Genomic DNA, 24151 nt, shown 5'->3' with positions numbered 1-24151 from the left:
CGCAGCCGTCCGCGGTTCACCGGGAGGTCACCCGGCGGACCGGTGGCGTGCGCAACGAGCCTACGTCAATCACCCGTCTTGCCCGGACCCGGGAGAGTGACACGCATACGGCACCCGCGAGTGGACTCCGCCACCACGATGCGCCCCCCGTGCAGGTCGACCGCCCAGCTCGCGATCGCCAGCCCGAGACCCGTGCCGCCGTCCTGTGCGGAGTCCGCACCGGAGACCCGGCTGAACCGCTCGAAGACCCGGTCACGGTCACCCTGCGGTATGCCGGGGCCCTCGTCGTGCACCTCCAGTTCCAGCGACTGCGGCTGCTCGCCGGGCCGGGCCCGGACCGTCACCCGGCCGTGCGGCGGGCTGTGCTTCACCGCGTTGTCGATCAGGTTCGCCACCACCTGGTGCAGCCGCTCCACGTCGGCGTGCGCCACCAGCTCCGGCGGCGACACGTCCAGGTGCAGATGCACATCGGTACGGCTGTGTCCGGGGCCCTTGCTCATGTTGGCCTCCTTGAGCACGTTCGCCAGGTACGGCCACACCTCGAACCGGCGGGCCCGCAGCGGCACCACCCCGTGGTCCAGCCGTGACAGGTCCAGCAGATGCGTCACCAGCCCGGAGAGCCGCTCGGTCTGCCGCAGGGCGGTGCGCATCGTCTCCGGGTCGGGATCGGACACGCCGTCCACTACGTTCTCCAACACCGCCCGCAGGCCGGCGATGGGGGTGCGCAGCTCGTGGGAGACGTTGGCGACCAGCTCCTTGCGGTGCCGATCGACCGACTCCAGGTCCGCCGCCATCCGGTTGAACGTCGTCCCCAGCTGGCCCAGCTCGTCCCGCCGGTCGAAGCGCACCCGCCGCGAGTAGTCGCCGCCGGCCATGCCGCGTGCCGCGTCCGTCAGCTCGTCCAGCGGCGCCACCAGCCCGTGCGCCACGAACTGCGCGACGAGTAGCGAGGCGATCACCGCGAACACCGCGATCACCCGCAGCTCGATCGCCGAATGGAACGCCACGAAGATCAGAAAGGTGGTGATCGCCACCGAGGCGATCACCAGTGCGCCCAGCGCCGCCTTCACCGAGCGGTACGGGTCGACCGGCCGCAGCCACGACCACAGGCGGGCCCGCCACGACGGCCGGATGGGCCCGGCGCGTCCCGCGTCCAGCGCCCTCACCCGCCGTCGGTCGCCGGCGCGGGCGTCTCCAACGCGTACCCCACGCCGTGCACGGTCCTGATCCGCTCGGCGCCGATCTTGCGGCGCAGCGCCTTGATGTGGCTGTCCACGGTCCGGGTCCCCGAGGCGTCGGCCCAGTCCCAGACCTCCGCCAGCAACTGCTCCCGGGACAGCACCGCACGCGGCGAGTGCGCCAGGCACACCAGCAGGTCGAACTCGGTCGGCGTCAGGTGCACGTCCTGCCCCGAGACCCGCACCCGCCGCTGCGCGTGGTCGATCTCCAGCTCGCCGAAGCGCAGGATGCCCGACTGCGGGGACACGGCCGCCTGCGCCGCACGCTCCACCCGCCGCAACAGCACGTGCACCCGGGCCACCACCTCACGCATGGAGAACGGCTTCGTGATGTAGTCGTCGGCGCCCACGCCGAGCCCCACCAGCATGTCCGTCTCGTCGTCCCTGGCGGTCAGCATCAGCACCGGCACCGGCCGGCGTGCCTGCACCCGGCGGCACACCTCCAGACCGTCGAAGCCCGGCAGCATCACGTCCAGCACGAGCAGGTCCGGCTGCCACACCTCGGCCGTCTCCACCGCGGTCGGCCCGTCCCCGGCGGTCTCCACCAGGAAGCCCTCCGCGCGCAGCCGCGCCGCCAGCGCGTCGACGATCGTCGTGTCGTCCTCCACGACCAGCACCCGTCGCTGTGCGCCCGGTGTCGTCGCTGCCGGCGCGCCCTGCTGCTGCGCCGCGTCCCTCTGCTCCATACGTCCGCCCTGCCCGTCCCACGCCAGATGACTGATCAGCAGCGTAGAGCGCCGACACACGCGGCGGCTATGCCGGCCGCCGCGGAACCGCGCCGGTCACCGCGGAACCGGACCGGGGGCCGGCGGGGGCCGCCCCCGTGGCGGGCCGCATGCGCCCCCGGGCTGGAGGTGTCACTCGGGCCGGGGGTCACTCGGGCCGGACGGCCAGGTGCACCACGTCGGGGGCGCCGCGGGCCACGGCGACCTCCGCGGTCGTCACCGCCCGGAACCCGCCGAGCCGCAGCCTGTCCTCGAACTTCGGCGACGGCCGGGCCGACCAGACCGCCAGCACCCCGCCGGGCCGCAGCCGCGCCGCGCACGCCGCCAGACCGTCCGGCGAGTACAGCGACCGGTTGCCGTCGGTGACCGTCCAGTCAGGACCGTTGTCGACGTCCAGGCACAACGCGTCGTAGCGGCCGTCGCCGTCGAGGACGTGCGCGACGAGGTCGGCGTGCACGATCTCGGTGCGCGGGTCGGCCAGCGCGGCCCGGGAGATCTCCGCCAGCGGGCCCGCCCGGTGCCAGTCGATGACCGCCCGCTCCCGCTCGACGACCGTGATCCGCCCCCACCGCGGCTCGTCGGCCGCCTCGGCGAGGGAGAACCCCACGCCCAGCCCGCCGATGAGCACCGACGGCCGCTCCCGACCGTCCAGGGCCGCCAGCGCGTGCCGCATCAGCAGCCGCTCCGAGCGGCCGTCGGAGGTGTCCATCAGGAAGCACCCGTTGGAGATGATCTGCAGCAGCCGGCCGTGGCGGCGAAGCACCACTTCACCCCACGGCCCGTCCCGGCGGTCAAGCACCTGCGGTGCGTCGTCGACTTCGTACGAGTGGCGCATGCCGACATCCTCACCCATCCGGTTGACAGTCGGGCCCTCAACGACTGACATTGACGAAGGCCAGGTGTGCGAACGTGCACCGCACCTGCACACTCGGCCGCAGGACAGGGCACGGCCCCGTACGCGTCGGACGGCCGGAGCCCCACTCAGAAGGAGCCGGGCATGCGCACGTGGGCACGGTCGGAACGACCGACGGACCGCCGGACGACCGGCGCCGCCGTGCCCGATCAACCCGCCCCCTCCCGGCCCGATCAACCCGCCCTCTCCCGGCCCTCTCAACCGGAGCACGTTCCCGTCGCACCTCACCGCCAGGCCCTGCGCCTGCTGCCCACCCCCTTCGGAACCCCGTTCACCTTCTGCTTCGGCCTGCTGCTCATCGCGACGACGCTGCTGGTGGAGTTCGCCGACCCCTCGGCGGTGACGCGGCTGCTCGCCGGGTCCAGCGCCGACGTGGAGAACCTGAAGAACGAGCCGCTGTTCGTGCTCGTCGCCAGCGCGCTGTTCCACTCCGGCCCGCTGCTGTCGCCCTTCACCATCGGCTTCGTACTCGTGCTCACCGCCCTGGAGCGGCGCGTCGGCGGCTGGCGCACGGCGGCGGTGTTCGCCGTGGGCCACGTGCTGGCCACCCTCGCCACGCAGCTGACCGTGGCGGTCGCGGTGGCGCTCGACCACCTGCCGGAGTCCTCGCTGACCCGCTTCGACTACGGCATCAGCTACGGCGTGCTGGCCTGCACCGGAGCGCTGGCCGGGGTGCTGCGCGTGGTGTGGCTGCGCTGGGTGCTGCTGGCCGGCGTGGGCACGATGGTCGTCTCCGACCTCGTCTCGCTCACCGACCCGCTGACCAACTGGGGACACTTCCTCGCCCTGCTCATCGGCATCGCGCTCTGGCCGCTGCTGCGCCGCTACCAGCAGCGCGGCTCGGCCGCGCCCCGGCGCGCGTAGAGCACACGCGCCGCCGCCTGGACCGGCCCGGTGTGCACAGCGCCGAGCGCACCGGCGGCGCCCAGCCACACCACTGCCGGCAACCAGCTCAGGCGGGTACCGAGCAGCGCCGCCGCTCCTGCCCTCACCCCGGGGTCGGGCGCAGGAGCAGGGTGGTGAAGCCGAGTTCGCCACGGTATCCGTGCAGCCAGGTGTCCCGGTGGGTGCGGGCGAACCGTGCGGCGGCGGCGCTGTCGGGGTCGCCGGGGTGGTCAAGGGCCCAGGCCGCGAGCGTGCCGACCCAGTGCCACTCGTAGGCGTCCCACTCCGCGGGGGTGCTGACGTGGCCGTGCACCGGCGTCCAGCCGGACGCGGAGACGGCGTCAACAGTGTCGGCGAGGGAGGCGAACTCGTCTGCGGTGAAGCCGCCGCGCAGGGTGTTCTCGCCGGGCGGACGCTCCCAGAAGCCCTCGCCGACCAGTACCTGCCCGCCGGGTGCCAGGTGCGCGCGGGCCGCGTCGAGGGTGGGCAGCAGTCCGCCGAAGGCGTGGCTCGCGCCGATGCTGAGCACCAGGTCGTAGCGGTGCGGCGCGGTGAAGTCGGCGGCGGGGACGGCGTGCAGGGCCAGCCGTCCGGTCAGGCCGTCGCGTTCCGCGGCGGCGCGGGCGCGCCCGATCGTGCCGGTGTCGCTGTCGACGCCGTCGGCGAGCAGGTCGGGGTGCCCGGCCAGTGCCCGGCTGAGCCAGGCGGCTTCGCCGCAGCCCAGGTCCAGGAGGCGTCCAGACCCGGTGGGAAGAGCCCGTGCCAGCAGGGCGTTGACTGTGGCGTCGTCGAGCGGAGCGGCGATGGGGCGGCCGGTGTGCGCGAGAGCGCTGAGTCTGCGTCGGTCCATCGGGGCATGGTGTCGCCGGCCCGTGGCCCCTGTCGCCCGAATAAGCGTCGCCCCGAACAAGCGATGCCGGTGGTCCGGGGAGTGGGTGCGTCCTGCGGGGGCGGGCTGACGGCTCACGGATCGCTCACAGCGAACGCGGGCCGGGCGGGGAACAAGAGCGCGGCTGCATGCATTGAGTCGATACAGCTCAAGTTCATTGCCGAGGGAGACACCATGACTTTGTCGCAGGACACGCTCACTCTGCCCGTGCTGCCGCTTGACAACGAAGTGGTGCTGCCCGGCATGGTCGTGCCGCTGGACCTGTCGGACAGCGAGGTGCGGGCCGCCGTGGAGGCGGCCCAGGCCGCCGCAGCGAAGGGGGAGAAGCCGCAGGTACTGCTCGTGCCGAGGATCGACGGCACCTACGCCGCCACCGGGGTGCTCGGCCGGGTGGAGCAGGTGGGCCGGCTTGCCGACGGCGATCCCGGCGCGCTGATCCGCGGCATCGGCCGGGTCCGCATCGGCGCGGGCACCGGTGGCCCCGGCGCCGCGCTGTGGGTGCGGGGCACCCAGGTCACCGAGCAGGTGCCCGAGCCGCTGCCCGGAGCGGTCGCCGAACTCGCCAAGGAGTACAAGGCGCTGACCACCAGCTGGCTGCGCAAGCGCGGTGCCTGGCAGGTCGTCGACCGGGTGCAGCAGATCGAGGGCGTCGGCGCGCTCGCCGACAACGCCGGGTACTCCCCGTTCCTCTCCACGCCCCAGCGCGTCGAACTCCTGGAGACCGCCGACCCGGTGGCCCGCCTGCGCCTGGCGGTGCGCTTCCTCAGCGAGCACCTCGCCGAGGAGGAGGTCGCAGAGTCCATCGCCAAGGACGTGCAGGACGGCGTCGACAAGCAGCAGCGCGAGTTCCTGCTGCGCCGCCAGATGGAGGCCGTGCGCAAGGAACTGGCCGAGCTGAACGGCGACCCCGGTGACGAGGGCGAGGACTACCGGGCCCGCGTGGAGTCCGCCGACCTGCCCGGCAAGGTCCGCGAGGCCGCCCTCAAGGAGGTCGAGAAGCTGGAGCGCTCCTCCGACCAGAGCCCCGAAGGCGGTTGGATCCGCACCTGGCTGGACACCGTGCTGGAACTGCCGTGGAACGTGCGGACCGAGGACGCCTACGACGTGCCCGGCGCCAAGGCAGTGCTCGACGCGGACCACGCCGGACTCGACGACGTCAAGGAACGCATCACCGAGTACCTGGCCGTCCGCAGGCGCCGCGCCGCCCGCACCGCGCAGGCGCCCGCCAGCGGGGGCGCCGACGCCGCCCCGGCACCCGCCACCGGACGACGGGACGGCGGCGCGGTGCTCGCGCTGGTCGGCCCGCCCGGCGTCGGCAAGACGTCCCTGGGGGAGAGCGTCGCGCGGGCCATGGGCCGCGAGTTCGTGCGCGTCGCCCTCGGCGGAGTGCGCGACGAGGCCGAGATCCGCGGACACCGCCGCACCTACGTCGGCGCCCTGCCCGGCCGCATCGTGCGGGCGGTGAAGGAGGCCGGGTCGATGAACCCGGTGGTGCTGCTGGACGAGATCGACAAGGTCGGCTCCGACTTCCGCGGCGACCCCGCCGCGGCGCTGCTCGAAGTGCTCGACCCGGCACAGAACCACACCTTCCGCGACCACTACCTGGAGATCGAACTCGACCTCAGCGACGTCGTGTTCCTCGCCACCGCCAACGTGCTGGACACCGTTCCGCAGCCGCTGCTGGACCGGATGGACGTCGTGCGGCTCGACGGCTACACCGAGGACGAGAAGGTCACCATCGCCCGCGACCACCTGCTGCCGCGCCAGTTGGAGCGAGCCGGGCTCACCTCCGACGAGGTGACCGTCACCGAGGGCGCGATGCGCAGGCTCGCCGGCGAGTACACCCGCGAGGCCGGCGTCCGCTCGCTGGAACGCACCCTCGCCCGACTGCTTCGCAAGATCGTCGCCCGCACCGAACTCGGTGGGCAGGAACTCCCGTTCACGGTCGACGCGGACGGCCTGCGGGAGCTGGTGGGACGGCCGCACCACACGCCGGAGGCCGCCCACGACCCGGCCGAGCGCCGCACCGCCGTACCGGGTGTGGCCACCGGGCTCGCCGTGACCGGCGCCGGCGGCGACGTGCTCTACATCGAGGCCTCACTCGCCGACCCCGAGACCGGCGGCGCGGGGCTCACTCTCACCGGGCAACTCGGCGACGTGATGAAGGAGTCCGGCCACATCGCGCTGTCCTACCTGCGCTCGCGCGGCGCCGAACTGGAACTCCCGGTCGGTGACCTGAAGGAGCGCGGCGTGCACCTGCACGTCCCGGCGGGAGCCGTGCCCAAGGACGGCCCCAGCGCCGGCATCACCATGACGACGGCACTCGCGTCGCTGCTCAGCGGACGGCAGGTCCGCCCCGACGTGGCGATGACCGGTGAGGTGTCCCTGACCGGGCGGGTGCTGCCGATCGGCGGCGTGAAGCAGAAGCTGCTCGCCGCCCACCGGGCCGGTGTCACCACCGTCATCATCCCCAAGCGCAACGAGCCCGACCTGGACGACGTGCCCGCCGAGGTGCTGAGGCACCTGACCGTGCACCCCGTCTCGGACGTGCGCACGGTGCTCGACCTGGCGCTCACCCCGGCCTCGGCCCCGGCGGACCTGCCACTGGCCGCCTGACCGGCAGCCCTGCGCGCCCCGCGAGGCGCCGCCCGCCCGCACCCCGGCCGGACGGCGCCTCGCGTCCTCCCCGGGGGGACGTCCGGCGCGGGGGAGGGGCGTCCGGGCCGGGCGGAACTGCGAAATACTGGTCCTGACCGGGCACGCGGGCCCGCAGCACGATCCTCGGTACGAGGATCCGAAGCCGGAAGGGCGCAGACGTGGACAAGGGCGGTACCGACCAGCCAGCCGAGGGCGATCACGCCCCGGCCCCCGCACATCCGGCACCCCTCGCACCCCCGGTGCCTCCCGCCGCCGCGCCCGGCGACGCCGCTCCCTCCGCCCCGCCCGTCCTCGACGCCCCGACCGTCCCCGATGCCCCGCCCGTGCGTCCCGGCCCGGAGCTGCTGGCGCTCGAACGGGAACTCTCCGTCTTCCTGCGCCGCGCCCGCGCCTCCTCGGGCGAGATGGCGCGAGCCGTGCACCCCGAGCTGGAACCGGCCGCCTACGGCCTGATGCAGCGGCTGGAGGACGCCGGAGCGCAGCGCGCCACGGACCTTGCCGGGTTCTTCGGCGTCGGCAAGGCCACCATGAGCCGCCAGCTGCGTGCACTGGAGTCACTGGGGCTGATCGCCCGGACGCCGGACCCGGTGGACGGCCGCGCCTCGCTCGTCGAGCTGACCTCCGTCGGCCGCGAGCGCTTCACCTGTGTGCGGCGGGCCCGGCGCCAGCGCTACATGCGCAAGCTCGCCGCCTGGGACCGCGGCGAGATCGCCGAACTCGCCCGCCTGCTGCACCGGCTCAACACCCCCACCCAGGAACCCTGACCCTCGTCAGCCGCCCGGGCGGGCTCGGTGGTGCCCGTGGGACGCGGTGCGGAGGACGGGTGCGGCGCGGCGGACGGGTTCAGCATGATCCAGCGCGGAGCCGCGGGTGTTCACCCTCGGGAGGAAGCGCTTCTTGACGTTGCCGCGGGCGCCGGGCGGACGGCGCCGGGCGCCCGCGGGGCGTGAGTCACGCGCCCCTGCCACCCCGCAACGGGGCGTCTGGACGGAGGAGCCCACCCCAGCAGCCAGCTGGGCGCCACCTCCGAGCCCGGTCCTTCCAGGACCGGGTCAAGTTGACAACTCGACCAGTACCGCGGAGGCGTCGTCCCGGACCTTGCCGCGGGGGAAGGCCGTGCCGTCGGGGTCGGCGGCCTCGGCCGCCCTGACCCGCGCCACCAGTGCCCGCGGCCCCTCCTTGTGCACGGTCGCCAGCAGCGCCTGCCAGTCGCCCTGCGCGAACACCTCCGTCCAGCGCGTCGCGCCGTCCGTCAGCGCCAGCAGGGCCCGCACCTGGTCGCGCGGCAGGCTGCCGGTCACGGCCTGCCCGGCCACCGCGGGGTCGGCGGCGGCGGTGTGGAAGCCACCCGCCGTGTTGCGCAGCGCCTCGATTCCCGCGATCCGTTCGGCGCGCGGCAGGCCGCGGAAGGCGGGCAGCAGGTCGTCGAGCCGGGGGTCCAGCACGGCCCGGACCCCTCCGGCGACCGGCTCGACGAGCAGCACCGAGTCCGACAGCACGAGGTACTCGACGGACGACGCGTCCCAGCGCGCGACGACGACGGTCGCCTGCGGCGTGCGCGGGTGAGAAAGATCACAGGTTGGGGCGTGCGCCGCGGAGGTACGGGAGACGGCGTCCGCCAGGCACTGCGCAAGGGTCAGATCCCGCCGCGAAGTGGACAGTTCGAGCAGCGCTCCGCCGAGACGGGCCGTGTACCAGGGCACTCCGTGCACGCAGCCGTCCTCGCCCGGTGGGGGAGTGACGCCGTCCAGTGCCACCAGGGCCCCGCCGTGTCCCGAAGCGGGCAACGCCGCCGCCACGTAGTCCTCGTTGGGGACGTCGGGGCTGCCCGGTTCGGTCACCATTTCGACACGCATGGGGGCAGTCTGCCCCAGCGCGCGTCACCGGGTGCCGGCGGGCCCGCGCTGGGGCCTTCGAACAGGCGGGTGGCGGAGCTGCCCGGACGGTCCCGTCATGCCCGGGGCGGGCGTCTCGGCCGGTCCGCCGGAGTTCTACCGGAATTGACGCGTCCGTGAAGCTGCGGGCGGGCATCCTTCCACGCCTCCATGGGGGATTCCAAGCCCCCTCAGCAGCGGGAACCGTGCACACGCGGAACCGGAGTTGTTTACGTCGTTCGGAGTGTTGTTCACTCCTTCGAGTGGCCCGGCAGGGGAAGGGTGTCCGCGTCGATGCGGCACTGGAATGGTCAGTTGCCGTCGACAGGGCGGTGTCTGAGCCTCTGCCACACATGTGAGGAGTCGCCGTCCGGGCAACCCCCCGGGCGCCGGAGACGAGAATGCGAGCGCGGGTGGGCAAGAAGCGACTTCGGGGCAGCGGGCAGCACGAGCCGGAGGCCGGCACCGGTTCCCCGGGACGCCGTGCCCGGGTGCGCAACCGACTCCTGGTGTCCGTGGTGCTGTGCGCCGCCGCTGTGGTCGCCGCAGGCGCCCCCGCGGTGCTGTCCGCCAGCCGCGCGGTGTCGGAGTCGCAGGAGCTGGTGGACCGGGCGGACGCCAGCAGGCGTGCCATATCCCTGGCCCACGTACTTGCCGACGAGCGCGACGAAGTGGTCCGCTACCTCGCCGCCCAGCGCGGAACCGGCGACGAACCGGAGACCCCGGAACCGGGCTTCGGTGAGGGACTGCCCGGCCAGGAGACCCCCGGCGTACCGGACGGCACCACCGGAGAACCGGGCGCCCAGGACGGCAGTGCCCAGGACGGCAGTGCGCAGGAGGGTGACGGCCAGGACCCGGCCGAGCCCGGCAATCAGGCCCAGCGTTCCCGGGTGGACCGCAAGGCCGCCGAACTGCGCGACGACGTACCCGCCGAGGTGCGCCGCACGCTCGACGCCCTTCCGGTCACCCGGCAGGAAGCCCTCGCCGGCGACAGCGGCCCGCTGGAGGCCTACGCCGCCTACACCGCCACCATCCAGGCGCTCGGTTCGCTCGCCGAGGCCAACACCCGGGCCCTGCCCGCCCGCTCGGGCGAGATGTCCACGGCGACCGCCGACGCCGAGACCGCCCACGCGCTGCCCTTCCTTGGACGTTCCGTCGAACAGGCCTCCGCCGCACGCGGCCTGCTGCTCGCCGCGCTGGAGACCGGCGGCAGCCAGCCGCGCATGACCGCCGCCGCCCAGCAGGCCCGCGCCCGCGAGCAGGCGTCCCTCGCCGACTTCGAGGACCTCGCCGGCGACGCTGCCCGCGACTCCTACAGCAAGACGGTCAACGGCAACGAGGTCGCCACCGCCGAGCGCTACCTGGAACGCCTCACTGACCAGCCGCGGCTGAGCACCGCCGACCAGAACCTGAAGCAGAGCCGCATCGAGTCCACGCTCTCCGCCCGCATCGACCGGATGCGCGGCGTGCAGTCCTCGCTCGCCACCGCCGAACTGGCCAGGCTGGAGCAGCTCCGCGACGAGGACGTGACCGCGCTGCAGCTCGCCCTGGCCCTGCTGGGCGGCTGCCTGCTGCTGGCCGTCGGCGCCGGAGTGCACGCCGCCCGCTCGATGGCCCGTCCGCTGGCCGTCGTCCGGCTCGGTGCGCAGCGGGTCGCCGCCGACCCCGTCGGTGAGGAACCCGTCCGCTACACCGGCCGCAACGACGAGTTCGCCGACGTGGTACGAGCCGTCAACACGCTGCAGGAGACCGCGGCGCGGCTCGACGAGCGCGCCGGTTCCGCCGAGACGCAGGCCGTCCGGCTCGCCGCGTCGAAGAAGACCCTCAACAGCGAGCGGGAGCGGCTGGGCCAGGAGAAGGAGGCCCTGCGGGAGCGCATCGACGCCCTCAACGGGGCCGTGCACGGCACTTTCGTGCAACTCGCCCTGCGCAACCTTGGGCTGGTGGAGCGTCAGCTCGCGCTGATCGAGTCGTTGGAGCAGAAGGAGGCCGAGCCCGAGCAGCTCGCCACCCTCTTCCGCCTCGACCACATGGCGACCCGGATGCGGCGGCACGGCGAGAACCTGCTGCTGCTCGCCGGCGCTGAACACGCCGGCGGCAACCACCCCGGTCCGGTCCCGCTGCTCGACGTGCTGCGCGCGGCGGTGAGCGAGATCGAGCGCTACGAGCGCGTCGAACTGGCGTCGCTGCCGCCGCACGCCCAGGTGTCAGGCTTCGCCGCCGACGACATCAGCCACCTCGTCGCCGAACTGCTCGACAACGCCACGGCGTTCTCCCCGCCGGACGCCGAAGTCCAGCTCTCCGGCTGGATGCTGGAGAACGGCGAGGTGATGCTCTCCGTCCAGGACGAGGGCATCGGCATGACGTCCGAGCGTCTGGCGGAGCTCAACGCGCGGCTCGACGACCCGACCGCGCAGGAACCGCCGTCCACCGAGGACGACGACGCACTCGGCATGGGCCTGTACGTCGTGGCCCGGCTGGCCGCGCGGCACGGCGTCCGGGTCCAGCTGCGCGAGCAGAAGCAGGGCGGCATCACAGCCGTCGTGGTCCTGCCCCGCGCGCTGCTGCCCGACCGCCCCTCCCCGGCCGTGGGCTCCACTGCGAAGGGCCAGGTCACCACGCTGCCCGGGTCGGTCGCCGAGGCCAACTCGCACACCCTCCCCGCCCGCGCCTCCCGCCCTGCGTCGGGCACACCCGACGCCGCCCCGGAGCCCCGGCAGCCGGCCCCTGCGACAGCTGTCGCGCCGGAGGCCGACCACACCGCCGAACCGGCCACCGCGCGACCGGTCACCGGTGAGGCGAGGGACGCAGAGGAAGAGGCAGAGGCAGAGGTCGAGTCGGCGGACACCCCTGAGGCGGCCGGCGCTCCCGAGCCGACCAGCGTGCAGGAGCCGGTCAGCGAGCCGGAACCGCCCACGCAGTCGGCTCCGGAGGCACCGGAGACTTCGGAGGCACCGCAGACGGCCGAGGCACCGCAGACGGCCGGGGCGGGCGGTGGTGTGCCGGCCCAGCCGGGGCCGCGGCGCGTCACCGACAAGGGGCTGCCCAAGCGCACCCCCCACCTGACGGCTCCGCCCGCGAGCGACGACCAGCGCCGGGAGGGCCGTACGAGTGGCGTCAACGCCGAGGAACTGCGTCGGCGGCTCGGTGGTTTCCACCAGGGCGCCAAGGACGGCCACCGTGAGGTGGCGGCACAGCTCGGTGCCGGCCCCGACCAGGCGTCACCGGCCGCCGACCGGGACGACCGGACCGACCCACCAGGGCCGGACGGACACCGCGTCTCGCACAGCCGTGCCGACTCGCACGACCAGAACGGCCACAGCGACGAGCACGACGAGCACGACCCGCACGACCAGCAGGGCAAACCGGGGGCGGATGACAAGGACGGATCCGTCGAGGAGGCACGTCAGTGAACGCGTCCACCACCGCGCACACCCCCAGCAGCGAGGCGAAGAACCTGCGCTGGCTGCTGTCCAACCTGGTCGACGAGGTGCCGGGAGTGAGATCCGTCGCCGTCGTCTCCTCGGACGGCCTGCTGCTGCTGTCCTCCGACCCCGCCCAGGGAGCGGAGCAGCCGCAGCCGGCGCGCCGCGGGCCGAAGGGCTCCAGCGCGGACCTCGCCACCATCGTCTCGGGCCTCGGCTCACTCACCGTGGGTGCCGCGAAGCTCATCGACGGCGGCCAGGTCAGGCAGACCATGATCAGCATGGAGGAGGGGTCGGTCTTCGTGATGGCGATCAGCGACGGCTCGCTGCTCGGCGTGCACGCCACGCCGGACTGCGACATGAGCGTCGTCGGCTACCACATGGCGCTCTTCGTCGGCCGGGCCGGCCATGTCCTCACCCCCGAACTCCGCAGTGAGCTGCGCAAGTCGATGGAGTTGGACCAGTGACCTCGCATCCCCCCTTGCCGTCGCGCACCGAAGACCGCAAACCCGCACGGGTCCGCCCGTACTCGCTCACCGGCGGACGCACCCGTTTCGGCCACGTGCTGCTGGTGGAGACCTTCGTGGCGGCCGTCGAGCCGCCGGCCCTCACCGCGGGGCCGGAGCGGCGTGAACTGCCGCACGACAGCGCTGGGTTGCGTAGCGGCCGGGTGATGCCGGAGATGCAGGCGATCATCGAGCTGTGTCGCCGGATGCGTTCGGTCGCGGAGATCGCGGCGCTGCTGCGCATGCCGCTCGGCGTGGTGCGCGTCCTGCTCAGCGACCTCGCCGACCAGGGACGCATCCGCGTCTACGGAACCGGCCGGGAGTCGGCCGGGCGTCCCGACCGCGCACTGTTGGAAAGGGTGCTTGGTGGACTTCGCAGGCTCTGACACCGCGGGCTCTGACACCGCAGGTTCCGACACCGATCCGCTGCACGAGTGGCAGAAGGACACCGGGCGGGCCCCCATCGCCACCAAGATCGTGGTGGCGGGCGGTTTCGGTGTCGGCAAGACGACCTTCGTCGGGGCGGTCTCGGAGATCGAGCCGCTGACGACCGAGGCGCTGATGACGCAGGCGAGCGCCGAGACGGACGATCTCGCGGCCACGCCGGAGAAGACCACCACCACGGTGGCCATGGACTTCGGACGCATCACGCTCGACGCCGACCTGGTGCTGTACCTGTTCGGCACCCCCGGGCAGCAACGTTTCTGGTTCATGTGGGACGACCTGGTGCGCGGCGCGATCGGTGCCGTCGTGATGGCCGACACCCGCCGGCTGGAGGACTGCTTCCCGGCGCTCGACTACTTCGAGAGCTGCGGCCTGCCCTACGTCGTCGCCGTCAACCACTTCGAGGGCACGCCCGCGTACGAGGCGGAGGACGTGCGTGAGGCGCTGTCGGTGCCCGAGCGGGTGCCGGTGATCGTCATCGACGCCCGGAAGCGGGACACCGTCGTCGACGCGCTGCTCGCCCTGGTCGGACACGCGGTGGAACTCACCCCGGCGTGACCCGTTCCGGTGGAACACCCGCCGGGGGAAAGCTCGTCGGCGGGCCTCCCCACCGGCGTGGTGGCCTCCCGCCCCGCCCGACCGCCTGATCACGCAAGGAGACCGTATGCGGAAGATACTCATCGTCGGTGCCGGCCAGTCCGGGTTGCAGCTCGCCCTCGGGCTGCAGTCCCGCGGCTATGAGGTGACCGTGATGTCGAACCGGACCGCGGACGAGATCCGCGGCGGCCGGGTCATGTCGACCCAGTGCATGTTCCACACCGCGCTCCAGCACGAGCGCGACCTGGACCTCAACTTCTGGGAGAGCCAGGCGCCGCGCATCGAGGGGCTCGGCGTCTCCGTCGCCGCGCCCGACAGCAGCCGCGCGATCGACTGGCTGGGGCGCCTCGACGGCCACGCCCAGTCCGTCGACCAGCGCGTCAAGATGGCCGGCTGGATGGAGACCTTCGCCCAGCGCGGCGGCCAACTGGTCATCCACGGCGCCGCCGTGTCCGACCTGGACTTCTTCGCCCGCACCTACGACCTGGTGCTGGTCTCGGCCGGCAAGGGCGAGCTGGTGTCCATGTTCGAGCGGGACGCGGCCCGTTCGCCCTACGACGCCCCGCAGCGCGCCCTCGCCGTCTCCTACGTGCACGGCCTGGGACCCCGGCCGGAGCACCCCGGCACCGAGGCCGTCCGCTGCAACCTGGTCCCGGGTGTCGGCGAGCTGTTCGTCATGCCGAGCCTCACCACGTCGGGCCGCTGCGACATCCTGTTCTGGGAGGGTGTGCCCGGCGGGCCGCTGGACGCCTTCCAGGGCATCAAGGACCCGGCCGAGCACCTGGCCCGGACACTGGAACTGATGGAGAAGTTCACGCCCTGGGAGTACGCACGGGCGACGAACGTCGAACTCACCGACGCCAACGCCACGCTCGCCGGACGCTACGCCCCGACTGTGCGCAAGCCGATCGGCCGGCTGCCGGGCGGCGGCGCGGTGCTCGGCGTGGCGGACGTGGTCGTCGCCAACGACCCGATCACCGGGCAGGGTTCCAACTCGGCGTCCAAGTGCGCCGCCTCCTACCTCGACTCCATCGTGCGGCACGGCGACCGGCCGTTCGACGAGGAGTGGATGCAGACCACCTTCGACGGCTACTGGAACACCGCCCAGCACGTCACCAAGTGGACCAACGCGATGCTCGCCCCGCCGCCCGAGCACGTGCTCAACCTGATCGGCGCCGCCGGCCAACTCCAGCCGGTGGCGGACCGGTTCGCCAACGGGTTCAACAACCCGGCGGACTTCGAGGAGTGGTTCTACGACCCGGCGCTGGCCGACGCCTACCTCGCCGAGGTGGCTCCGGCCTGACCGGCACGCGTGCCGCGTCCCGGCCGTCGCCCTGGACCTGAGAGGTCAGGGGGCGGCCGGGAGACCGTCCCCGCTGCCGTCGCCACCTCTGCCGCTGCCGTCCCCGTCGCTGCTGTCCGCGTTGCCGTTGATGTCCGCATTGCCGTTGAACCCCGTGTCGTCGCCGGTCAGGGCGCCGGCCGGGAGCGGCGGGCGGTTCCACGCCGGCAGCGGGTCCACCGCCCGGTCGGGGCGGACCGCGCCCAGCACCGGGTTCGCCGCGATCGGCGACACCTTCACCCGGGCCCCGGGGCGCGGTGCGTGCACCACCTGCCCGTCGCCCAGGTACAGCGCCACATGGGTCGCGTCCTCGAAGTACACGACCAGGTCGCCCGGCCGCACCTCACGCAGCGGCACCCGCGGCAGACTGCGCCACTGCTCCTGGCTGGTGCGGGGCACGTCCCGCCCCGCCCGGTCCCACGCCCGGCCCGTCAGCCCGGAGCAGTCGAACGCGCCCGGCCCTTCGGCCCCCCAGCGGTACGGCTTGCCGACCTGGTCCAGCGCGTAGCGGACCGCGCGGGCGCCCTCCGCGGAGGGTGTGCGGGAGTCCTCGTCCTCGCCGAGCGCGCCCGACGCCAGCAGCGTGCGCTGCGAGTCGGCCGTCTGCTCGTCCTCCAGAGCGCGCAGCCGGGACAGGTCGTCCTCGTCCATCGAGGCGAGCAGCCGCGCCACCGCGTCCATGCGCTCCCGGACGCGCTCCTGCCGTTCCTGGCGGCGTTCGGCGAGCCGGCGCTGCCGCTCCAGCGCCCGGCGCGCAGCGGCGGCCGACCGGTCCAGTCGGCGCTCGCCACTGGTCAGCCGCCGCAGGGTCAGCGCCTGACCGTCGGCGACCCGGTTCAGCAGGTGGCTGTGGGCCAGGGCCTTCTCCGGGTCCCGGCTGAGCAGCAGCTTCAGGTACGGCGTGAGGCCGTCCGTGCCGCCGCGGTACTGCCGGCGCGCCAGCCGTCCGGCTGCGGCCCGCTCGGTGTCCAGGCGGGAGCGGGCACCGGCGAGCTGCCTCGTCAGCCGGGCCACCTCGGCGCGCTGCCGCTTCAGCTTCGAGTCGGCCGCGTTGTACTGCTGGGTCGCGGCGCCCGCCTGCCGGTACAGCGTGCGCAACTGCGTCAGCAGCTCGCTGACCGGCCGGTCAGCGGGGGCCGCGACGGCGACGGGCGCGGGGGCGGCGGGTGCGAGCGGCGACGCCACCAGGGCGAGCGCGACGACCGCCACCAGCCCCGCCGACCGCCCGACGCGCCGCCTCCGCCGTCCCGCCCGCCGCGACTCAGCCGGCGCACCCTGCGCAACCGGCGCGCGCTTCCTCCCACCCGGCTCACCCGATGCACGTCTCTCATGCGGCTCACCTGACACCTGATCACCTCCTGAACGTGCAGGAAGCGTGCCACCGTGCAGTCGTATTGTCCGAGGGGTGTTGGGCGACCTCGCCCAACAACGTCACCCGATGGGGGCGCCCGGCGTGCGGCCCGGCGCGGTGAGTGGTGACTGACGGTCAGATGTGCAGGGGCGCGGCGGTCGGGAGGTCCGCTGACCTCCGGACGCCGTCCGGTGGCCCCTGGGGCCTGCCCCCCGGGCACGCTCTCCCCGGACTCGGGGGGCAGGCGTAGGCGGTGCGGCAGTCCGGTGGCGGAGCCGGTGGGGACGGCCGCAGCACGGGCGGCCCGATCCGCCGCGCGGCTGCGGCACGACGACTCGGTGGCGGACGGCGCGCCCTGGGTGGGGGCCGCCCGCAGGGAAGAACCGAGCGGTGTCGGGAGGCGCGGATCGGAGCGGGCAGCCCCTGCAAGGCAGTGAATAGGACTAGACCAGCCATGTCAATGGTCCATACCAAGTCGGCCGGGTGGTTGCGCCCGGTTGCCCGTCCCCTTCCTGCTCTGCGTCCTGCCCCCACGATCTGTGCCCACGCCCCGTGCCTCGCGCTCCTGAGCCTCGTGCTCCTGAGCCTCCACGCCTGACCTTTCGCGCTCAGCCCGACTTCGTCCACGGCCACTTGGGGCTCCAGCGCGGCGCGCCGTCCGGCGCGTACACGTACTTCCAGCCACGCGGCAGGCCCAACCGGTTCACCCCGGCCGGCTCCAGGAGGTACACGTGCACCACGGAGGTGCCGCCGTCCGCGTCCGGTACCGGGATCTCGTATCGCTTCGGCGGCCGTCCCGTGGGCCCCAGCAGCACCGGCAGCGTGCGCCCGTCCATGGGCCCGCCGAAAAAGGGGGTCTCTTCGCTCTTCACCCCGCCAGTCTCACAGCTCGGCTCAGGCCTCGCCGAACAGGTGGCCGGCGTCCGCCACCAGCGGTGCCACCCGGCGCGCCAGATCACCCACCGGGCCGTCCGCCCGTTCCGCGGCCAGCGCTGCGCGCAGAGCCTGCGCGGTCTGCGGATCACGTGAAGCCGTGGCCACCAGGGCGGCGACGAAGTGGTCCAGCAGGCCGTCCCGCAGTTCGTCCAGGGACGGCTGCTTGCCCTCGTCCAGCCAGATCAGCGACGCCGCCTCCACCGCCGAGATCCACGTCCGCACCGTCAGCCGCAACCGCAGGCCCGGCTCCGACACACCCAGGTGCACCAGGATCTGGTCGGCGGCGGCCCGCCGCACCTCGTCGACGATCGCCGACGTCCGCGAGGTGCCCACCACGCTGCCGCCGCGCAGCAGTGCGGTGAACCCCGCGTCGTGCTCGTCGACGAACGACAGGTACCGGTCCAGGGCGTGACCGAGCCGGCAGGTCATCGCCCCGGCCATCGGCTCGGCGAACCGTTCCTCCAACGCGTCCGCAGCGGCCCGCAGCGCCGTCTCGTAGAGCTGCTGCTTGCCGCCGGGGAAGTAGCGGTACACCAGCGGCCGCGAGACGCCCGCCGCCGCCGCCACGTCGTCCAGCGACACGTCCTCCGGGGGGCGCCGCGCGAAGAGGCCGAGCGCGCTGAGGATCAGCTGCGAACGGCGAGCCTCCACACTCATGCGTCGATACGCCGGAACCGTCATGCCAGGCAGGGTATCCGCCGCGCCGGCCCGCATGCCCGCCCCGGGCCCGCCGGGGTCAGGGGCCTGCCTGCCTGGCCGCCTGCCTACCTGTCCTGCCCTGCCTGCCCTGGGCTCAGGCCAGCAGGCCGGAGCTGCGCCACAGCCGGCGCCCGACACCCTGAAGCACGCCGATCTCGTCCAGGAAGTCCGTCAGCCGCTTCGCGCCGCTCTGCATCACCTCACGACGGTGCGCGCTCGCCTTGACCTGCGCCAGCGCCGCGCGCCGGTCCAGGCCGACGTTGGTGTAGACGTCCGGGTTGACGAAGGCCAGTGAGAACACCCGCGCCGCCTCACCCGAGCTGACCCGCGTCAACTGCCGCTCCCAGCGCGGCGCCGTCAGCATCTGCCGCCGCAACTCCTCGCGCGCGTAACGGACATGGCGTGCCTCCTCGACGACGTGGATGCGCGTCACGCCGCGGACCAGCGGCTGCACGCGCTCGTCGGGGAACGTCAGCCGCTGCATCCAGTCCAGGATCTCCTCGCCCAGCAGGGTGCAGGCGAACGAACCCGGAGTCGTCGAGATCGTCTTCAGCACCCGTGCCATGTTGTGGTGGAACCGGCTCACCGGGTACGCGGGTGCCCCACCGGTGGTGATCATGCGGGCGAACATCATCGAGTGCCGGCACTCGTCGGCGATCTCCGTCAGCGCGTACCGCACGTGCGAGCTGGTCAGCGACTTGTCGTAGATGTGCCGGACCAGCAGCTGCATCAGGATGATCTCGAACCAGATGCCCAGCGAGGCGAGCGCCGCCGCTTCGTGCCGGGCGAGGTCCATGCGCTGCTCCTCCGACATGCGCTTCCACATCGGGGTGTCGTAGAGCGAGACCAGCTCCGGCGGCCAGAACCACTTGCCCTCCTCGAAGGGCGCGTCCCAGTCCAGCTCGGTGTCCGGGTCGAAGGAGTGCTTGCGGGAGGACTCCAGCAGGCGTTCGGCCACCTGCTCCCTGTCCTTGAGCGCGCCGAGTGCGTCCCGCAGCACGGCGGCATCGGTGGCGGCTTCCGCGGCGGCGTCGGGGGCTGTGGTCATGGCTGAGGCACCTCACTGGTGGGGGTTACCGATGGTTGTCTCTGGCGCTCCCTCTTATGAGACTCCTTGTCAGCAAGGTCGTCAATCCCTCCCGCGCGACTTGTTGACCGCGTGGTAACCGCCGTGTGAGCCTGCCAACAAGCCACCACCAGGCCCCCAACAAGCCACGCACCTCACGGGATTCGTCAAGTCAGCGGAGCCAGGAGGCCCCATGCCGACGCACGAGCTCTACACGTACGCCGCCGGTGACCCCCAGTGGCAGGTGCCCGCCACCGGCGCCGCCCGCTTCAGCTGGGAGTACGACGACGGCCGCGAACGACTGCTCGCCCTCTACCAGAAGGGCAAGGACAAGCAGTGGGACGGCGCCACCCGCATCGACTGGCACCTCGACGTCGACCCCGACGACCCGCTCGGCGTGCCCGACGAGGCGCTGGCCCTCCACGGCACGCCGTACTGGGCCAAGATGTCCGCACGCGACAAGGCCGAACTGCACCGGCACTACGCGTCCTGGCAGTTCAGCCAGTTCCTGCACGGAGAACAGGGCGCGCTGGTCTGCGCCTCGCGCATCGTCGAGTCCGTGCCCGACCTCGACGCCAAGTTCTACTCCGCGACCCAGGCCATGGACGAGGCGCGGCACGCAGAGATCTACAGCAGGTTCCTGCACGAGAAGGTCGGGATGCTCTACCCGGTCAACCCCAACCTGCAGTCCCTGCTCGGCGACACCCTCCGCGACTCCCGCTGGGACATGCCCTACCTCGGCATGCAGGTCCTCATCGAAGGCCTCGCGCTGGCCGCCTTCGGCATGATCCGCGACACCACCAGCAAGCCCCTGCCCAAGCAGATCCTCACCTACGTGATGCAGGACGAGGCCCGGCACGTCGCGTTCGGCCGGATGGCGCTGCGCGACTACTACGCGCAGCTCAGCGAGGCCGAGCTGCGCGAGCGCGAGGACTTCGTCATCGAGGGCTGCTACCTCATGCGCGACCGCCTCAAGGGCACGGAAGTCCTCACGAACTTCGGCATCTCCGCAGCCGAGGCCGAGACCTTCAGCGAGCAGTCCGAGTTCCTCCACCTCTTCCGCAAGCTGCTCTTCAGCCGCATCGTGCCCTGCGTCAAGGACATCGGCCTGTGGGGCGAACGCCTCCAGCAGGCCTACGTCGACATGGGCGTCTACGAACTAGGCGACGCCAACCTCGACCAGCTGATGGCCCAGGACGAGGAGATCGCCGAACAGCTCGACGCCGAACGCTTCGCCGCCGAGGAAGCCGCCCGCACGAAGGAGGTGGCCGACGCCATCGCGCAGGGGGAGGGCGCGGCGGGGGAGCGGTGAGAGTGAGGGCGCGGCGGGCCCGTGGGGCTGGGCCAGAGGGGCCCGGTACCGCTCGCCCGAGAGCCTCCGCTGAGGACGCGAACCGGCCGTTCGCCCAGCTCCCGGCGCCTGGCCGGCCGCCCTCCCCCGACGCCTCCTGCCATCCCGAAACCCGTGCGGGGGCACCCCCTGGGAGCTGGTAATGTTCTACACGTCGCCGCCGAGAGCGGCGGCAGCGCCCCCGTAGCTCAGGGGATAGAGCAACGGCCTCCGGAGCCGTGTGCGCAGGTTCGAATCCTGCCGGGGGCACAAGAGCCGGACCAGCACGATCAGCTCGCTGACCTGCAAATGTGCCAGACATCGAGAGTCGGACCCAGTCCCACTGGGTCCGACTCTTTGTCGTTGTGTGGCACTGATCGCGAGTGAGCGGCGACTAGCACTCAGGCAGGGGCCAGGAAGCGAAGCATGGCCTGCCCGTCAGCTTCAGCCTCGAGATCATCCAACTGCCGCCAAGCAGCATGAGCGGGGTCATGCAACGCACTGGCTGCCGCAAGCTTCCTGCGATCCCCCTTCTGCAGCTGACCCCTCATCGCGATCGGGTCACCAGGGAGCGAGAGCAAGAACGCCAAGTCCCGGTAGTGCTTGTCCTTCGGGGCAGTAGGGATGGTCAAGGCAGCAGCCTTCCCTACAATCGCCCCAACAAGTTGGGGCGGTAGATAACCCCAACCCGACCATCCAGCTGAACCGTCACAGCTTCAGTCCGATGCACAGCCTGCCGACCACCAGGCACCTCCAAAGTCGAACCCGGCGGCGTGGTTGTGAGATCGGCTCGCTCTCCGAGGTTGTCTGGAGCAAGGAGGTCAACCGCGAGCACCCCTTCGCCATCAACTCGCTTGTACCGGTGCGTCTTGCCTTCAGGCGAGACCCCTGTCGACTCGAAGCCCAACGCCTCTAGCGCGGCAACGAGCAGACGGAGGCTCTTCTGATTGGAAAGCACGTCAGCCAAGACGTCGAGATCAAGGCTCACGCCTGGCGGGGTTCTGCCGTGCTCCAACCCGTGAAGGAGCACCATCTGCCCGCCGATCAGGATCCAGTCACTAGACACCCTCTCAGACAGATCCAGGAGCGTGCTCCAAAGCCCGGCAACCGTTCCTGTCAGCAAGTCCGAGACGATGCGGACTCTCGGCTCACTCACCTCTGCGCCGACCACCCAACGCCGAGGACGCCAGCAAGCGCTCCAGAATGCCTTCCGCCGCGACGCTGGCTCGATCTTCCCGCGCGTCAAGCAAGTCCGCCGCCACCACAGAAGCGGGGGCGTCATGCCCCTCGCGCGATGCTCGAGAATCTGGCACCAGGAACGGCCAAGCACTGGCCGGCGGCACTCGAACGATCAGGTTTCCTCGCTGGGCATCCGCCACGAGGCCGAAGGCCTCCTCTAGCTCTCGAATTCGATCCGGGTGCACGTAAACTTCGGCTCGGCCTGGAGCCACGTAGGCAGCTCCCACTCGCGGTGCTGCACTCGCGCCAGCGCGCACGACGTCCCTATTTTCGATCAAGGCTGGCAGCAGGGACCGATGAACCCGGTAGCGCCTCACGTCAGCCCTTGAAGCAAGAAGCTTCTGGATCCGCGAGGCAGGGACTTCTCCGCTCTCGGCAAGACTCCGCAGCCGCGCGAGGAGACGGGAACGCTCCGAGTCCGACAAGCCTAGCGGGCGACAGCCAGACAGGATCGCCAAAGCCCCCCAAGCGTTGCGCGCAGACAACGGTCGCCCCGATTCAGGGGCAGCCCGCTTGCGATCCTGCAAGCTGTCGGCCTCTACAAGCCATCGGCCGCCCACTCGGGAACCTTGGAGCTTGCCAGCTTGCAGTAGCTGACGCACACGTGAGTCGTGCACTCCTAGCCCATCGGCAGCCTGCCTCACGGACACGTACTCCACGTTCCCACCTCCTTGCGACTTCCCTCTCGCATGCGAGAGAGAACACGCAACCAGTGTCACCCTTCCAAGGGCTTGCGTCAAACCTCTCGCTTTCGAGAGAGAAGTCGCAAGATTCGCTCGCTATTATTACGATTCGGTCAATTTTAGCTGTAGATACAGAGCGACCATGGCCCTCGCGGATACGCTCTGTGACCAAAGGTTAACGTAGCGACGGAGCGTCCACGAGGAACCAGCTGGACCCGCTCAGTGGTCACACTGGGTAGTGACCCATGTGGGCGCAACCACGGCTACCAGCCCATAGCCTTCTCGATGTGGCGGCACTACTCGCCGGCCAATACACCGAGTCGGTGGGTAGGGCACTCTTTGCGACGGTTGCCGAGTCGACGTTGCTTGCCGCTTGGATGTCCGAGGACGAAGTCCAGCTTGTCGTATTCCTTGAGCAGGTCGGTAAGACCTGTCCCGTAACTGCTGGCCAGGGGTGAGATGATCTTGTCGTGTCTGGTGTGATCACGGCGTCGGAGCCCTCCTGGATAGCCCCGTTCAGCGGGTTGAGCCCGCGACAGTTCGGCAAGCTGATCACCGCGCTCCGGCGCGAGGGTGCAGATCCGGTGCGCAAGGGCCGGCCGTGGAGCCTGCCGCTGGAGGACCGTGTCCTGCTGGTCGCCGCCTACTGGCGCACGAACCTGACACTGCGGCAACTGGCTCCACTCTTCGGGGTATCGAAGTCCGCCGCCGACCGCATCATCGACCACCTCGGACCTACGCTCGCTCTCCAGCAGCGCAAACGGTTCGCGAAGGACACCGTGCTGATCGTCGACGGCACCCTGGTCCCCACCCGCGACCACAGCATTGCCGAGCAGTCGAAGACATCTCATGTCGCTGGCGGGTCAAGTAGGCGCTCAGGCAGCAAGATCCATGGGTGGTGCGAAGGCACGGTCGGGGTCGAACAGCGTGCGGTGCTGTAGGCAGTGGAAGAGGCAGCCGAGCAGCTTGTTGAACAGGTTCCTGAGAGCTGCGGTATGCCGTTCTCCACCAGCACGCCGTCGGTCATAGTGGGCGCGTGGAGCCTGGCTGCGCAGGGCTGCGAAGGCCCACATGTGCCCGGCTGATGCCAATCGCTGGTTCTTGACGGTCCGGGCCACAACCACGTGGCTGCGCCCGGAGGCCCGTGTGACAGGAGCCGCGCCGGCGTATGCCTTCATCGCTCTGGCGTCCGCGAAGCGTTCGCGGTCGTCTCCGATCTCGGCGAGAACGCGGGCTCCAGAGAGCACGGAGAGCCCCGGGAAACTGGTGATGATCTCGGCATCCGGGTCAGGGCGGTTTCAAAGTCTTGTCGATCAACGATCCGTGCTGGTCACGGCATCGTGACGATGGG

General features: G+C 71.8%; 20 protein-coding genes, 1 tRNA gene and 2 pseudogenes. 11 read left to right on the top strand and 12 right to left on the bottom strand.

The genetic code is table 11. The features are described from left to right. Nucleotides 1–65 precede the first annotated feature (65 nt). The 3 genes from QNO07_RS24260 to QNO07_RS24250 form a co-directional block, all read right to left on the bottom strand. Nucleotides 66–1166, bottom strand: a complete 1101-nt coding sequence (locus tag QNO07_RS24260) for a sensor histidine kinase (protein WP_502961922.1) — start codon at nt 1164–1166, stop codon at nt 66–68. After that, nucleotides 1163–1924, bottom strand: coding sequence for a response regulator transcription factor (locus QNO07_RS24255; protein ID WP_283994486.1), 762 nt, complete (start codon nt 1922–1924; stop codon nt 1163–1165). The genes QNO07_RS24260 and QNO07_RS24255 overlap by 4 nt, the downstream gene beginning before the upstream one ends. 187 nt (nt 1925–2111) lie before the next feature. Next, nucleotides 2112–2798, bottom strand: coding sequence for a spermidine synthase family protein (locus QNO07_RS24250; RefSeq protein ID WP_283994485.1), 687 nt, complete (start codon nt 2796–2798; stop codon nt 2112–2114). Nucleotides 2799–2960: 162 nt separating this feature from the next. Here QNO07_RS24250 and QNO07_RS24245 point away from each other — a divergent pair, with 162 nt between their 5' ends. Continuing rightward, nucleotides 2961–3740, top strand: a complete 780-nt coding sequence (locus QNO07_RS24245) for a rhomboid-like protein (RefSeq protein ID WP_283994484.1) — start codon at nt 2961–2963, stop codon at nt 3738–3740. Between the two features lie 124 nt (nt 3741–3864). Here QNO07_RS24245 and QNO07_RS24240 read toward each other — a convergent pair whose 3' ends face one another. Continuing rightward, nucleotides 3865–4611 carry an SAM-dependent methyltransferase gene (locus tag QNO07_RS24240; protein WP_283994482.1) on the bottom strand — a complete coding sequence of 249 codons (747 nt, stop codon included), beginning with the start codon at nt 4609–4611 and terminating at the stop codon, nt 3865–3867. Between the two features lie 213 nt (nt 4612–4824). Between QNO07_RS24240 and lon the strand changes: the two genes are divergently transcribed. Beyond that, entirely contained in the window at nt 4825–7266 is a 2442-nt protein-coding gene (gene lon, locus QNO07_RS24235) for an endopeptidase La (RefSeq protein WP_283994480.1), read from the top strand. 365 nt (nt 7267–7631) lie between these two features. After that, nucleotides 7632–8072: a MarR family winged helix-turn-helix transcriptional regulator gene (locus QNO07_RS24230; protein ID WP_283994526.1), complete on the top strand. Its 441-nt coding sequence runs from the start codon at nt 7632–7634 to the stop codon at nt 8070–8072. A 288-nt stretch (nt 8073–8360) separates the two neighbouring features. Here QNO07_RS24230 and QNO07_RS24225 read toward each other — a convergent pair whose 3' ends face one another. Then, nucleotides 8361–9164 (bottom strand): protein phosphatase 2C domain-containing protein, encoded by an 804-nt coding sequence (locus QNO07_RS24225; protein ID WP_283994479.1) that lies wholly within the window; start codon nt 9162–9164, stop codon nt 8361–8363. A gap of 419 nt (nt 9165–9583) precedes the next feature. Between QNO07_RS24225 and QNO07_RS24220 the strand changes: the two genes are divergently transcribed. The 5 genes from QNO07_RS24220 to QNO07_RS24200 all read left to right on the top strand — a co-directional run bounded on the left by QNO07_RS24220 (nt 9584) and on the right by QNO07_RS24200 (nt 15457). Further along, on the top strand, nt 9584–12595 hold the full coding sequence (locus tag QNO07_RS24220; RefSeq protein ID WP_283994477.1) for a nitrate- and nitrite sensing domain-containing protein: 3012 nt from the start codon (nt 9584–9586) through the stop codon (nt 12593–12595). Next, nucleotides 12592–13074, top strand: a complete 483-nt coding sequence (locus QNO07_RS24215) for a roadblock/LC7 domain-containing protein (protein ID WP_283994476.1) — start codon at nt 12592–12594, stop codon at nt 13072–13074. The genes QNO07_RS24220 and QNO07_RS24215 overlap by 4 nt, the downstream gene beginning before the upstream one ends. Further along, nucleotides 13071–13499, top strand: coding sequence for a DUF742 domain-containing protein (locus QNO07_RS24210; RefSeq protein WP_283994474.1), 429 nt, complete (start codon nt 13071–13073; stop codon nt 13497–13499). The genes QNO07_RS24215 and QNO07_RS24210 overlap by 4 nt, the downstream gene beginning before the upstream one ends. After that, nucleotides 13480–14115 carry a GTP-binding protein gene (locus QNO07_RS24205; RefSeq protein WP_502961921.1) on the top strand — a complete coding sequence of 212 codons (636 nt, stop codon included), beginning with the start codon at nt 13480–13482 and terminating at the stop codon, nt 14113–14115. Before QNO07_RS24210 ends, QNO07_RS24205 begins: the two co-directional genes overlap by 20 nt. Nucleotides 14116–14221: 106 nt before the next feature. Next, nucleotides 14222–15457: a styrene monooxygenase/indole monooxygenase family protein gene (locus tag QNO07_RS24200; protein WP_283994473.1), complete on the top strand. Its 1236-nt coding sequence runs from the start codon at nt 14222–14224 to the stop codon at nt 15455–15457. A gap of 45 nt (nt 15458–15502) precedes the next feature. On the opposite strand, the gene QNO07_RS24195 is transcribed toward QNO07_RS24200, so the two are convergent. The 4 genes from QNO07_RS24195 to QNO07_RS24180 form a co-directional block, all read right to left on the bottom strand. Further along, nucleotides 15503–16705 (bottom strand): C40 family peptidase, encoded by a 1203-nt coding sequence (locus QNO07_RS24195; protein WP_283994472.1) that lies wholly within the window; start codon nt 16703–16705, stop codon nt 15503–15505. A 750-nt stretch (nt 16706–17455) separates the two neighbouring features. Next, nucleotides 17456–17719, bottom strand: a complete 264-nt coding sequence (locus tag QNO07_RS24190) for a DUF8847 domain-containing protein (protein WP_283994471.1) — start codon at nt 17717–17719, stop codon at nt 17456–17458. A 22-nt stretch (nt 17720–17741) separates the two neighbouring features. Beyond that, entirely contained in the window at nt 17742–18464 is a 723-nt protein-coding gene (locus QNO07_RS24185; protein ID WP_283994470.1) for a TetR/AcrR family transcriptional regulator, read from the bottom strand. A 112-nt stretch (nt 18465–18576) separates the two neighbouring features. Beyond that, a complete protein-coding gene (locus QNO07_RS24180; protein ID WP_283994469.1) occupies nt 18577–19530 on the bottom strand; it encodes an AurF N-oxygenase family protein in 954 nt (317 codons plus the stop codon). Nucleotides 19531–19741: 211 nt separating this feature from the next. On the opposite strand from QNO07_RS24180, the gene QNO07_RS24175 reads away from it, so the two are divergent. Continuing rightward, a complete protein-coding gene (locus QNO07_RS24175; RefSeq protein ID WP_283994467.1) occupies nt 19742–20860 on the top strand; it encodes a ferritin-like domain-containing protein in 1119 nt (372 codons plus the stop codon). Nucleotides 20861–21076: 216 nt separating this feature from the next. Then, nucleotides 21077–21148 (top strand) — tRNA-Arg (locus QNO07_RS24170). A 376-nt stretch (nt 21149–21524) separates the two neighbouring features. Here QNO07_RS24170 and QNO07_RS24165 read toward each other — a convergent pair. Together QNO07_RS24165 and QNO07_RS27765 are read right to left on the bottom strand one after the other, a co-directional pair. After that, nucleotides 21525–22001: a hypothetical protein gene (locus QNO07_RS24165; protein WP_283994465.1), complete on the bottom strand. Its 477-nt coding sequence runs from the start codon at nt 21999–22001 to the stop codon at nt 21525–21527. Nucleotides 22002–22026: 25 nt separating this feature from the next. Next, nucleotides 22027–22761 carry a helix-turn-helix domain-containing protein gene (locus QNO07_RS27765; RefSeq protein WP_502961924.1) on the bottom strand — a complete coding sequence of 245 codons (735 nt, stop codon included), beginning with the start codon at nt 22759–22761 and terminating at the stop codon, nt 22027–22029. Nucleotides 22762–23270: 509 nt separating this feature from the next. On the opposite strand from QNO07_RS27765, the pseudogene QNO07_RS24155 reads away from it, so the two are divergent. Beyond that, nucleotides 23271–23642, top strand: a pseudogene (locus QNO07_RS24155) (transposase family protein); the annotation flags it as partial. 33 nt (nt 23643–23675) lie between these two features. Here QNO07_RS24155 and QNO07_RS24150 read toward each other — a convergent pair. Then, nucleotides 23676–24086: pseudogene (locus QNO07_RS24150) on the bottom strand (transposase); the annotation flags it as partial. Between the last annotated feature and the right edge of the window lie 65 nt (nt 24087–24151).

It is taken from the genome of Streptomyces sp. 549, assembly GCF_030124175.1.
Taxonomy (GTDB): domain Bacteria; phylum Actinomycetota; class Actinomycetes; order Streptomycetales; family Streptomycetaceae; genus Streptomyces.
This window is presented reverse-complemented; position numbering and strand designations above follow the sequence as displayed.

Excerpts from the sequence above, each read along its gene's own strand:
- QNO07_RS24245 (WP_283994484.1), top strand. The coding sequence starts at position 2,961 with ATGCGCACGTGGGCACGGTCGGAACGACCGACGGACCGCCGGACGACC.
- QNO07_RS24250 (WP_283994485.1), bottom strand. The coding sequence starts at position 2,798 with ATGCGCCACTCGTACGAAGTCGACGACGCACCGCAGGTGCTTGACCGC.
- QNO07_RS24240 (WP_283994482.1), bottom strand. The coding sequence starts at position 4,611 with ATGGACCGACGCAGACTCAGCGCTCTCGCGCACACCGGCCGCCCCATC.
- QNO07_RS24180 (WP_283994469.1), bottom strand. The coding sequence starts at position 19,530 with ATGACCACAGCCCCCGACGCCGCCGCGGAAGCCGCCACCGATGCCGCC.
- lon (WP_283994480.1), top strand. The coding sequence starts at position 4,825 with ATGACTTTGTCGCAGGACACGCTCACTCTGCCCGTGCTGCCGCTTGAC.
- QNO07_RS24175 (WP_283994467.1), top strand. The coding sequence starts at position 19,742 with ATGCCGACGCACGAGCTCTACACGTACGCCGCCGGTGACCCCCAGTGG.
- QNO07_RS24220 (WP_283994477.1), top strand. The coding sequence starts at position 9,584 with ATGCGAGCGCGGGTGGGCAAGAAGCGACTTCGGGGCAGCGGGCAGCAC.
- QNO07_RS24200 (WP_283994473.1), top strand. The coding sequence starts at position 14,222 with ATGCGGAAGATACTCATCGTCGGTGCCGGCCAGTCCGGGTTGCAGCTC.
- QNO07_RS24255 (WP_283994486.1), bottom strand. The coding sequence starts at position 1,924 with ATGGAGCAGAGGGACGCGGCGCAGCAGCAGGGCGCGCCGGCAGCGACG.
- QNO07_RS24185 (WP_283994470.1), bottom strand. The coding sequence starts at position 18,464 with ATGACGGTTCCGGCGTATCGACGCATGAGTGTGGAGGCTCGCCGTTCG.
- QNO07_RS24225 (WP_283994479.1), bottom strand. The coding sequence starts at position 9,164 with ATGCGTGTCGAAATGGTGACCGAACCGGGCAGCCCCGACGTCCCCAAC.